The following is a 10862-nucleotide window of genomic DNA, read 5'->3' as shown; positions in this document are numbered from 1 at the left end:
CCCTTGCACCAGGAGGCATCCGCCATGGCGGTCACCGAGACCACCGACGAGCAGCGCGCCGAGCAGATACTCGATGTGTTCGACACCGCATTCGGCCGGCTGCTCGCCGCCGACCCCGCCGCCTTCCAGGTCAAGTTCCGGAAGATGGCGGCCTCGGCCTTCGCCTTCTACCGGGGCACGGCCTGCCTCTTCTACGCCGACCTGGAGCGGGACCGGCACGGCGGCCCCTACCTGGACGAGCGCACCGGCCGGGTGTGGATCCACGGCGATCTGCACGCCGAGAACTTCGGCACGTACATGGACGCCAACGGCCGGCTGGTGTTCAACGTGAACGACTTCGACGAGGCGTACGTGGGCCCCTTCACCTGGGACCTCAAGCGCTTCGCCGCCTCCGTCGCCCTGATCGGCTACACCAAGGCCCTCAGCGACGAGCAGATCAGCTCCCTGGTGCGGACCTACGCGGCGGCCTACCGGGAGCGGATCCACCAGCTCGCGACGGGCGCCAAGCACGAGGAGGTCCCCTCCTTCACCCTGGACACCGCCGACGGCGCCCTCCTCGGGGCCCTGCGGGCGGCCCGCGCGCGCACCCGCTTCGCCCTACTGGACTCGATGACGGAGATCCGCGACCACGAGCGCCGCTTCAGCTCCGGCGGCGGCGCGATCGAGCTGGACGCGGCCACCCGGTACAAGGTGCTGGCCGCCTTCGACGGGTACCTGGAGACCCTGCCGGAGGAGTCCCTGGTGCGCCCGGACTCCTACCGGGTCAAGGACGTGGTGGGCCGCCGGGGCGTGGGCATCGGCTCGGCGGGCCTGCCCTCGTACAACATCCTGCTGGAGGGGCACAGCGACGCCCTGGAGAACGACGTCGTGATCTACCTCAAGCAGGCGCAGACCCCGGCCGTGTCCCGGCACATCACCGACCGGGCGGTCCGGGAGTACTTCCAGCACGAGGGCCACCGCACGGTGATCTCGCAGCGCGCCCTCCAGGCGCACGCCGACCCGTGGCTCGGCTGGACCGAGCTGGACGGCGCCGGGCAGCTGGTGGCGGAGGTCTCCCCGTACGCGGTGGACCTGGACTGGTCGGACCTGGACGACCCGGAGGAGATCGCGGCGGTGGTCGCGGACCTGGGCCGGGCCACGGCCACCATGCACGCCTCGGCGGACGAGGCCGAGAGCGGGCAGTCCCTGGTGCCGTTCTCCACCGAGCGGGCCATCGACGCGGTGATCGCCGCCGACGAGGAGGGCTTCCCGGAGCTGCTGGTCGACTTCGCGCACGCGTACGGGGCCCGGGCCCGCGCCGACCACCAGATCTTCGTGGACCTCTTCCGCAACGGCCGGATCATGTCGTAATCCGTGGGGCGCGAGGTGCTCCGGGCACCGATTCACAGGGACCGGGGCACCTCGTCCACAGGAACTCGTGGCAGACTCGCGGCGATGGACATATCAGGGGTGAGGATCCGGGGGCTGCGGGCCGCGCTGTTCAGCGCGGTCGTCGTGCTGCTCTCGGCCGGGTCCCACGTGCTCATGTCCCGGGTCCCGCTGCCGCCCGTGATGATCGCCGGGGCCTTCGCCGGGGTCTTCGCGATCGCCTTCGCGCTGGCCGGCCGGGAGCGGGGCTTCGGCCCGATCGCCGGGCTGCTGGTGCCGTTGGAGCTGGCGGCCGACACCGTCTTCACCGCCGGCCAGCACCTCTGCTACGGGCCCGCCGGCGGGCCGGTGGCCGGGCCGCTGCGCGCCCTGGGCCTGGACGAGCTGTGCGGCGGGTCCCCGGTGGGCGGCCCGCTGACCGGGGTGGCCGGGCCCGCCGGGGATCCGGCGGCGCTGCTGGCCTCGCCGGGGCCGTGGACGCCCTGGCTGCTGCTCGGCGCGCACGTCACCGTCGGCTTGGCGGCCGCCGCGTGGCTGCGGCACGGCGAGCGGGCCCTGGTGCGGCTGCTGCGGGCGGTCGCCGCCTTCGCCTTCCGGCCGCTGCTGCTGGCCACGGCCACGGCCGGGGCCGTCCCCGGGCGGGGCGGGCGGGTGCTGCGGCCGGTGTTCCGGGGCGCGGTGGCCCGGACCCGCTTCCCGGCGCACTCCGTGGGCCGGCGGGGCCCTCCCGCGCGTGCGGCGCTCGCGAGCGCCTGACCGCGTACGGAAACCCCTCCACCCTTCCCGTTCCACGGAGATCATCATGAGTGCACGCAACAACCAGCAGAACAAGGCCGCCGCCCGCGAGCGGCTGCGCGTCGAGCGCGAGCAGCAGGCGAAGAAGGACAAGGTCCGCCGGCAGCTGGTGGTGGCCGGAGCCGTGGTCGGCGTCCTGGCGCTGGCCGGCGGCGTCGGCTACGCGGTCGTCCAGGCCAACGAGCCCGGCTACTGGGACAAGGCCGCCAAGGCCGCGCTGGTCAAGCCGAAGAACACCACGGGCGAGGACGGCCTGACCGTGGTCGTCGGCAAGCCCGAGGCGAAGAAGACCCTGGAGCTGTACGAGGACTCCCGCTGCCCGGCCTGCGCCGCCTTCGAGCAGTCGGTCGGCGAGCAGGTCAAGAAGGACGTGGACGCGGGCAAGTACAAGCTCCGCTACTACGGCGCGACCTTCATCGACAACGGCGTCAAGGGCGAGGGGTCGAAGAACGCCCTGAGCGCGCTGGGCGCGGCCCTGAACGTGAGCCCGCAGGCCTTCCTCGACTACAAGGGCGCCCTCTACTCGAAGGCGCTGCACCCCGAGGAGACGAACGACGCCTTCGCCAAGGACGACTACCTGCTGAAGGTCGCGGACACCGTCCCGGCGCTCAAGGACAACGCCGAGTTCAAGAAGGCGGTCCAGGACGGCACGTACGACCGGTGGGCGATGGACATGTCGGACGCCTTCAACAAGTCCGGGGTGACGGGCACCCCGACGCTGAAGATGGACGGCAAGAAGATCGAGACCCCGGCGACGCCGGAGGCCTTCACCGCGGCCATCGACAAGGCCCTCGCGGGCTGATGACCTGACAGATCCGGACAAGGCTCCGGAACCGTCGCACACGGGCGGGCGAACTCTCGGAGTTCGCCCGCCCGTTGCCGTGCCGTGGCTGTTCCCAGCCACATACCGATCAGTAATATGATCGGCCGTGACCAGTCATCTCACCCCTTCACACCCGCGCCGCCGTACGGTCGTCCTGGCCGCCGCGGCCACGGCCGCGCTCGCGCCGATCACGACCCTCGGCGCCCCGGCGGCCCACGCGGCGGGGGCCGCGCCCGCCTTCCTGCACGGCGTCGCCTCCGGCGACCCGCTGCCCGACGGGGTCCTGCTCTGGACCCGCGTCACCCCCACTCCCGAAGCGGCTCCCGGCTCCGGCCTGGGCCCGGACACCGCGGTGGGCTGGGAGGTGGCCGAGGACAAGGCCTTCTCCCGGATCGTCGCGAGCGGTTCCGTCACCGCGAGCGCCGCCTCCGACCACACGGTCAAGGCGGACGTGCGCGGCCTGCGCCCGCAGACCCCGTACTGGTACCGGTTCACCGCGGGTACGGCCGTCTCCCCGGCCGGCCGCACCCTGACCGCCCCGGCGGCCGGCACGACCACCCCCGGCATCCGCTTCGGCGTGGTCTCCTGCGCCAACTGGGAGTCCGGCTACTTCTCCGCGTACCGGCACATCGCCGCCCGCACCGACCTGCACGCGGTGCTGCACCTGGGCGACTACGTCTACGAGTACCAGACCGGCGGATACCCCGAGGCGAAGTACGTCGTGCGCCAGCACGAGCCGAAGCACGAGATCGTCTCGCTCTCCGACTACCGCACCCGGCACGGCAAGTACAAGACGGACGGCGACCTCCAGGCGCTGCACGCGGCCCACCCGATCGTGGCGATCTGGGACGACCACGAGTTCGCCGACAACTCCTGGTCCGGCGGCGCCGGGAACCACACCCCGGGCGCCGAGGGCGACTGGGCGGCCCGCGCGGCCGCCGCCAAGCAGGTGTACTTCGAGTGGATGCCCGTACGCCCCTCCATCGCGGGCACCGTCTACCGGCGGCTCCAGTTCGGCACCCTCGCCGACCTGCACCTGCTGGACCTGCGCTCCTTCCGCTCGGAGCAGGTCAAGACCGGCAGCGGCGCGGTGGACGACCCGGAGCGCACCATCACCGGGCGGGCCCAGCTGGACTGGCTCAAGTCCGGGCTGGCGTCCTCGAACGCGACCTGGAAGCTGGTCGGCACCTCGGTGATGATCTCGCCAGTGGCCTTCGCCTCGCTGCCCGCGCACCTGCTGAAGCCGCTCGCGCACCTGCTGGGCCTGCCCGAGGGCGGGATCGCGGTCAACACGGACCAGTGGGACGGCTACACGGACGACCGCAAGGAACTCCTGGGCCACTTGAAGGACCGGAACATCAAGAACACGGTGTTCCTGACCGGCGACATCCACATGGCGTGGGCGAACGACGTCCCGGTGAACATGGCGACGTACCCGGGTTCGGGCACGGCGGCCACCGAGTTCGTGGTGACCTCGGTGACCTCGGACAACATCGACGACATGCTGCACGTGGCGCCGCGCACCCTCTCCCTCGCGGCGGAGACCGCCGTCAAGGCGGCGAACTGGCACGTGAAGTGGCTGGACATGGACTCGCACGGCTACGGCGTGCTGGACGTGACGGCCGAGCGCTCGCAGATGGACTACTACGTCATCTCGGACAAGCGGCGGCAGGACGCGAGCTCCTCCTGGTCCCGCTCGTACCGCACGCTGAACGGCACCCAGAAGGTGGAGCGGGCCGACCGTCCGGTTAACTGACGTTCCGTCAAATCTATTGCGGAAAGGGGCTTCTGGTGCAGACCAGGAGCCCCATCTGGCACATCGGCAACAAATCTTTAACCTACGGGTACTTGCCATCTCGATGACATGCACACATAAACTTCCGGCCAGCGTGAGGAAATCCCTCACCCCCCACCACGCTTGCCGAGGAGCCACCGTGCGCGCTGCTGCCCGCATATCCCCCCTTCTCCGCCGCCGCCTCATGGGTACGGCCGTCCTGGCCTCCACCCTGGCGTTCGCCCCGCTGACCGCCCCCACCACGGTCGCCGCCGCCGCTTCCACGACCGGTGCCGAGGCCTGTGCCGAGCAGGGCTCCGCCCCTGCCAACGCCCGTGTCGCCAAGCCCAAGGACAACCACGCGGCCGAGCCCAACGAGGTCACCGAGGCCCAGGTCAAGGCCATGGACGCCGACCTGACCAAGAAGCTCAAGGAAGTCCAGCTCTCCCCGCAGCAGGTCTTCGCCTCCGGCGCGGCGGCCGCCGCCGCCACGAACATCCCGGTGTACGTCCACGTCATCACCTCCGGCACCACCGGGAAGCTGACCGCCACGGAGATCAACAACCAGATCGCCGTCCTCAACGCCGCCTACAGCGGCAAGGGCACCGGCAACGTCGACTCCGGCTTCCAGTTCACCCTGGCCGGCACCGACTACACGGACAACGCCGCCTGGTACAACGTCTCCGACGGCACCCAGGCCGAGAAGGACATGAAGAACACCCTGCGCAAGGGTGACAAGAACGCGCTCAACATCTACACCGCCAACCTCGGCGGCGGCCTCCTGGGCTGGGCGACCTTCCCGAGCTCCTACGCCTCCCAGCCCAAGATGGACGGCGTGGTCCTCCTCAACACCTCGCTGCCCGGCGGCTCCGCGGCCAACTACAACGAGGGCGACACCGCCACCCACGAGGTCGGCCACTGGATGGGCCTGTACCACACCTTCCAGGGCGGCTGCACGGGCAGCGGCGACTCCGTCTCCGACACCCCGGCCGAGAAGAGCGCGGCCTTCGAGTGCCCGACCGGCCGCGACTCCTGCGCCAGCAAGGCCGGCGTCGACCCGATCCACAACTTCATGGACTACACGTACGACTCCTGCATGTACCAGTTCACCGCGGGCCAGGTCTCGCGCATGAAGAGCATGTGGACCGCCTACCGCGGCTGACCCCCGGCCCCGGTCCCACCCACGACGATGCCCCCCGGCGCCCGGCGCCGGGGGGCATCGCCCTGCGTCCTACAACGTGTCGAGGAACGCCAGCGCGACCTTCCAGGTCTCCTCGGCGGCCTCCGCGTCGTAGTCCTCCAGGTCCGGGTCCGTGAACAGGTGCCCCGCGCCCGCGTAGCCGTGCACCTCCACGTCCGCCCCGGCCCGCCGCATCCGCAGGTACCAGGCGGTCAGCCAGTCGTGCGTCTCGTACGGGTCCGGGTCCGCGATGTGCAGCTGCACCGGCAGCTCGTCGGCCGTGGCGTCCTCGTCCAGGTCCGCCGTGCCGTGCAGGAGCAGCAGGCCGCGCGCCTTGTCGTCGGCCAGCGCCAGGTGCTGCGCGACGGAGCCGCCGAAGGAGAAGCCCGCGTAGACCAGGCCCGCGTCGGAGAAGGGCGCCGACGCCAGCACCGCCCGCTTGAGCAGTTCGTCGCGGCCCACCTCCTCCTGGTAGGCCGCACCCTCCTCGAACGTGGCGAACGTACGGCCCTCGAAGAGGTCCGGCACCTGGACCTCGTGCCCGGCCGCGCGCAGCCGGTCGGCCGCGGCGCGGACCGCGGGCCGCAGCCCGTACGTCGAATGGAAGAGCATGATGTTCATGCCCTCCATCGTGCCATTCGCACGGAAAGCGGGAGTGCACGGGCGCCCCGCGGATACGTTCTCCGGCATGGAGATGGAGAACGTCCTGCGTCCCGTCCTGGTCGTCGCGGCGGCCCTGGTCCTCACCCTGGTCGCCGGCTGGGTGCTCGACCTGCTGCTGCGCAAGGCCGACGCCCGGCACACCGAGACCCCGCTGTGGGGCCTGCTGCGCCGCTGCGTCCCGCCGTTCCGGCTGGTCCTCGGCACCGCGGCGCTCCAGGCCGCGTACCGCCCTGCGGGCGTCCTGCCCGCCCACGAGACCGGGGTGGGGCACGCCCTGACCCTGGCCCAGATCGCCTCGACCTCCTGGCTGCTCGTCCGCATCGCCACGGCGGTCGTCGAGGCCACGTACGCCCGCTACGCCGCCGCCTCCCCCGACGACGCCCGGGTGCGCCGGGTCCGCACCCAGATCACCCTGATCCAGCGGGTGCTCACCGCCGTGGCCGTGGTGGTCGCCGCCGCCGCGATGCTGCTGACCTTCCCGCCGATGCGCACGGTCGGCGCCTCGGTGCTGGCCTCCGCGGGCGTGCTCGGCATCGTCGCGGGCATCGCCGCGCAGGCCTCCCTCTCGAACCTCTTCGCCGGGCTGCAGATCGCCTTCGGGGACACCGTGCGCATCGGGGACACCGTGGTCGTGGACAAGGAGTGGGGCAGGGTCGAGGAGATCACCCTGACCTTCCTGGTGGTGCGCACCTGGGACGAGCGCCGGATCACGATGCCGGTCTCGTACTTCACCTCCAAGCCGTACGAGAACTGGTCGCGCGGCGGCGCCCAGATGACCGGCACGGTCTTCTGGCACCTGGACCACTCGGCGCCGCTCCCCCTCATGCGGGACAAGCTCGCCGAGCTCCTCAAGGACATCCCGGAGTGGGACGGCCGCACCGGCAGCCTGGCCGTCACCGACACCACCCCGAACACCATCGTGGTCCGCGCGGTGGTCACCGCGAAGGACGCCGACGACGTGTGGACCCTGCGCTGCACCGTCCGCGAGCAGCTCATCGCCTGGCTGGCCGCCCGGCACCCGTACGCCCTCCCCCGCGTCACCACCGCGGACGCCGCGTCGCAGGACACGCCTTAGCCGAGCAGGGTGGCGGCCGACTCCGCCGGCCGGCCGCCCCGCCTACGAACTCCGCAGGCTCCGCACGTCCAGGTGCCGCAGGACCCGGTCGACGATCTCCGGGTCGGCGCCCGGCTCGCTGCGGGCCGCGAGGACCTCGTGCCGGGCGGCGGACATCATCTCCCGCTGGATGCGCTGCACGTCGCGGATCCGCTCCACCCGCTTCGCGTAGGCCTCGCGCCGCTCCTCGTCGACCATGTCGGGGCTGATCCTGGCCCCGACGTCGTACGCGCGCCGGTACAGGGTCTCGACCAGGTCCTCGGGGAGGTCCTCGACCTCCTCGATCTCCTTGAGCCGCCGCTTCGCCGCCTTCGCCGCGCGCAGCGCCAGCCGCCGCTCGGTCTCCCGCTCCACGTCCGCGTCCGCCTCCACCCCCAGCCGGCGCACCAGCCACGGCAGGGTCAGCCCCTGGACCAGCAGCGTGGTCATGATCACCGCGAAGGCGATGAAGACGATCTCGTCCCGCGCCGGAAAGGGCTCCCCGGAGTCCGTGCGGAAGGGCAGGGCCAGGGCCAGCGCCACCGAGGCCACCCCGCGCATCCCGGCCCACCACATCACGAGGCTCTCCCGCCAGCTCAGCGGGATCTCCTCGTCGTAGTCGCGGCGCCGGTGCAGTTTCTTGGCCAGCCAGCCCGCCGGCAGCAGCCAGACCAGCCGTACGCCGACCACCACCGCGACCACCACCGCCGCCCAGCCGGCCATCTCCCACTCGCGGCCCCGGGCCACCCCGAAGACGTTGTGCAGCTCCAGCCCGATCAGCCCGAACGCCACCCCGGTGACCAGCATGTCGACGATCTCCCAGAAGGTGTGCCCGGCGAGCCGCCCCAGCACGTCGTCGGCGTCGCTCGCGTACTCGGCGAGGAACAGGGCCGTCGTCAGCACGGCCAGCACCCCCGAACCCCGGAGCTCCTCCGCCACCACGTACGCGACGAACGGCACCAGCAGCGTCAGCCCGATCTGGAGCGTGGCGTCGCCCAGCCCGCCCATCAGCCGGTTCGCCGCCCAGCCGAGCGCCAGCCCGACGGCCACCGCCACCACGGCGGACAGCACGAACTCCCCGAGCGCGTCGGGCCAGGAGAAGCTGCCGCTCACGGCGGCGGCCACCGCGACGTGGTAGAGCACGATGGCGGTGACGTCGTTGAACAGGCCCTCGCCCTCCAGGATCGACACCATCCGGCGCGGCAGCCCGAGCGCCCCGGCCACGGCGGTGGCGGCGACGGGGTCGGGCGGGGCGACGAGGGCGCCGAGGGCGACGGCCGCGGCCAGCGGCAGCCCGGGCACGACGGCGTGCGCGACCCCGGCCACGGCGGCGGTGGTCACGAACACCAGGGCCACGGCGAGCAGCAGGATCGGCCGGACGTTGGCGGCGAACTGCCGCCAGGAGGTGCGCTGCGCGGAGGCGTACAGCAGGGGCGGCAGCACCAGCGGCAGGATGAACTCGGGCGGGACGTCCACCTCGGGCACGGCCGGCACCAGCGCCAGCACGACCCCGGCCAGGGTCATCAGCACGGGCGCGGGCAGCCCCAGCCGGTCCCCGAGCGGCACCGTCACCACGGCCCCGAGCAGCAGTACGAAGAGCAGAGCGAGCTGATCCACGGCCCCACCCTGCCGCATCCGCGGGTGCGCGGCCCTGAGGCGCGGTGGCTACGCGCGCGTCCCGCTGCGCGGGGGCCGGCCCCGCGTAGCGGCGACGCCGGCTACGGCAGTGCGCGCCGCATCGCCCGGTGCGGAATGCCCGCGTCGTCGAACTCCGGCCCGTACGCCTCGTACCCGAGCCGCTCGTAGAAGCCCAGCGCGTGCGTCTGCGCGCCGAGCGACACCGCCGCCAGCCCCAGCCGCCCGGCCTCCGCCTCGATCGCGCGGACCAGTGCCACCCCGACGCCCAGCCCGCGCGCGGACTTGCGCACGGCCAGCCGGCCCAGCGAGCCGACCTCGGGGGAACCGGTCTTGGACAGGGCCTCGGGCCCGTACAGCAGCCGGCCGGTGCCCAGCGGCTCCCCGTCCGGGCCGACGGCGAGCACGTGCACCGCCACCGCGTCGTACGCGTCGTACTCGATCGACTCCGGCACGGACTGCTCCACCACGAACACCTCGGTCCGCACGGCGTAGCAGGCCGCCAGGTCGGCCTCCGAGGAGGCCACCCGCACGGAGGTCACTGGCTCTCGGCCCGGATCACGTCCAGCGCGTGCTGCAGGTCGGCCGGGTAGCCGGACTCGAACTCCACCCACTGCCCGTCGGCCGGGTGCTCGAAGCCGAGCCGCACCGCGTGCAGCCACTGCCGGGTCAGCCCCAGCCGCTTCGCCACGGTCGGGTCGGCCCCGTAGGTCAGGTCGCCGACGCAGGGGTGGCGGTGCGCGGACATGTGCACGCGGATCTGGTGCGTGCGGCCCGTCTCCAGCTTGATGTCCAGCAGGGAGGCGGCCCGGAAGGCCTCGATGAGGTCGTAGTGGGTGACGGACGCCTTGCCGTCCTGGGTCACCGCCCACTTGTAGTCGGCGCTCGGGTGGCGCCCGATCGGCGCGTCGATCGTGCCGCTCATCGGGTCCGGGTGACCCTGCACCAGCGCGTGGTAGCGCTTGTCGACGACCCGCTCGCGGAACTGGTTCTTCAGCGAGGTGTAGGCGCGCTCGGACTTGGCCACGGCCATCAGGCCGGAGGTGCCGACGTCGAGGCGGTGCACGATGCCCTGGCGCTCGGAGGCGCCGGAGGTGGAGATCCGGTAGCCGGCGGCGGCGAGGCCGCCGATGACGGTGGTGCCGGTCCAGCCGGGGCTCGGGTGGGCGGCGACGCCGACCGGCTTCATGATGACCACGATGTCGTCGTCGTCGTGGACGATCTCCATGCCGGGCACGGGCTCGGCGACGAGCTCGACGGGCCGCGGCGGGGCGGGCATCTCGACTTCCATCCAGGCGCCGCCGTGGACGCGCTCGGACTTGCCGACGACGCTGCCGTCGACCGAGACCTTCCCCTCCGCCGCCAGCTCGGCCGCCTTCGTCCGGGAGAAACCGAACATACGAGCGATGGCGGCGTCGACGCGCTCGCCTTCGAGGCCATCGGGAACGGGCAGGGTGCGGATCTCGGGAATCGTACTCACCTGTCGAGTATGCCGGACTCGGCGCGCGGGCATGCCCGCGCGCGGTCCGCG

The 10862-nt window shown here is 72.4% G+C and carries 10 protein-coding genes; 6 read left to right on the top strand and 4 right to left on the bottom strand.

Going from position 1 to position 10862, the window contains the following annotated elements:
* The first annotated feature begins 24 nt into the window (after positions 1-24).
* The 5 genes from ACIPW5_RS32665 to ACIPW5_RS32645 all read left to right on the top strand — a co-directional run bounded on the left by ACIPW5_RS32665 (position 25) and on the right by ACIPW5_RS32645 (position 5922).
* The gene (locus ACIPW5_RS32665; RefSeq protein WP_401252810.1) at positions 25-1350 is read left to right on the top strand and encodes a DUF2252 domain-containing protein; all 1326 of its coding nucleotides are present in this window, start codon (positions 25-27) and stop codon (positions 1348-1350) included.
* A gap of 84 nt (positions 1351-1434) precedes the next feature.
* On the top strand, positions 1435-2124 hold the full coding sequence (locus tag ACIPW5_RS32660; protein ID WP_401252807.1) for a hypothetical protein: 690 nt from the start codon (positions 1435-1437) through the stop codon (positions 2122-2124).
* A gap of 46 nt (positions 2125-2170) precedes the next feature.
* On the top strand, positions 2171-2965 hold the full coding sequence (locus ACIPW5_RS32655) for a DsbA family protein (RefSeq protein ID WP_401252805.1): 795 nt from the start codon (positions 2171-2173) through the stop codon (positions 2963-2965).
* 127 nt (positions 2966-3092) lie between these two features.
* Positions 3093-4742, top strand: coding sequence for an alkaline phosphatase D family protein (locus ACIPW5_RS32650; protein WP_401252802.1), 1650 nt, complete (start codon positions 3093-3095; stop codon positions 4740-4742).
* Between the two features lie 223 nt (positions 4743-4965).
* Positions 4966-5922, top strand: a complete 957-nt coding sequence (locus tag ACIPW5_RS32645; protein WP_401252880.1) for a zinc metalloprotease — start codon at positions 4966-4968, stop codon at positions 5920-5922.
* A gap of 69 nt (positions 5923-5991) precedes the next feature.
* Here ACIPW5_RS32645 and ACIPW5_RS32640 read toward each other — a convergent pair whose 3' ends face one another.
* On the bottom strand, positions 5992-6561 hold the full coding sequence (locus ACIPW5_RS32640; RefSeq protein ID WP_401252800.1) for a dienelactone hydrolase family protein: 570 nt from the start codon (positions 6559-6561) through the stop codon (positions 5992-5994).
* Positions 6562-6634: 73 nt separating this feature from the next.
* On the opposite strand from ACIPW5_RS32640, the gene ACIPW5_RS32635 reads away from it, so the two are divergent.
* Entirely contained in the window at positions 6635-7678 is a 1044-nt protein-coding gene (locus ACIPW5_RS32635) for a mechanosensitive ion channel family protein (protein WP_401252877.1), read from the top strand.
* 42 nt (positions 7679-7720) lie between these two features.
* Here ACIPW5_RS32635 and ACIPW5_RS32630 read toward each other — a convergent pair whose 3' ends face one another.
* The 3 genes from ACIPW5_RS32630 to ACIPW5_RS32620 all read right to left on the bottom strand — a co-directional run bounded on the left by ACIPW5_RS32630 (position 7721) and on the right by ACIPW5_RS32620 (position 10811).
* Positions 7721-9313, bottom strand: coding sequence for a Na+/H+ antiporter (locus tag ACIPW5_RS32630; RefSeq protein WP_401252797.1), 1593 nt, complete (start codon positions 9311-9313; stop codon positions 7721-7723).
* A gap of 101 nt (positions 9314-9414) precedes the next feature.
* Positions 9415-9873 (bottom strand): GNAT family N-acetyltransferase, encoded by a 459-nt coding sequence (locus ACIPW5_RS32625; protein WP_401252794.1) that lies wholly within the window; start codon positions 9871-9873, stop codon positions 9415-9417.
* A complete protein-coding gene (locus ACIPW5_RS32620) occupies positions 9870-10811 on the bottom strand; it encodes an RluA family pseudouridine synthase (protein WP_401252791.1) in 942 nt (313 codons plus the stop codon). Before ACIPW5_RS32620 ends, ACIPW5_RS32625 begins: the two co-directional genes overlap by 4 nt.
* Positions 10812-10862 lie beyond the last annotated feature (51 nt).

The sequence above is a fragment of the Streptomyces sp. NPDC090077 genome (assembly GCF_044747545.1).
In the GTDB taxonomy this organism is placed as follows: Bacteria; Actinomycetota; Actinomycetes; order Streptomycetales; family Streptomycetaceae; genus Streptomyces.
The sequence above is the reverse complement of the archived record's forward strand: the minus strand, read 5'-3'. Positions and strand labels throughout refer to the sequence as shown.

Excerpts from the sequence above, each read along its gene's own strand:
- ACIPW5_RS32665 (WP_401252810.1), top strand. The coding sequence starts at position 25 with ATGGCGGTCACCGAGACCACCGACGAGCAGCGCGCCGAGCAGATACTC.
- ACIPW5_RS32660 (WP_401252807.1), top strand. The coding sequence starts at position 1,435 with ATGGACATATCAGGGGTGAGGATCCGGGGGCTGCGGGCCGCGCTGTTC.
- ACIPW5_RS32655 (WP_401252805.1), top strand. The coding sequence starts at position 2,171 with ATGAGTGCACGCAACAACCAGCAGAACAAGGCCGCCGCCCGCGAGCGG.
- ACIPW5_RS32645 (WP_401252880.1), top strand. The coding sequence starts at position 4,966 with ATGGGTACGGCCGTCCTGGCCTCCACCCTGGCGTTCGCCCCGCTGACC.
- ACIPW5_RS32640 (WP_401252800.1), bottom strand. The coding sequence starts at position 6,561 with ATGAACATCATGCTCTTCCATTCGACGTACGGGCTGCGGCCCGCGGTC.
- ACIPW5_RS32635 (WP_401252877.1), top strand. The coding sequence starts at position 6,635 with ATGGAGAACGTCCTGCGTCCCGTCCTGGTCGTCGCGGCGGCCCTGGTC.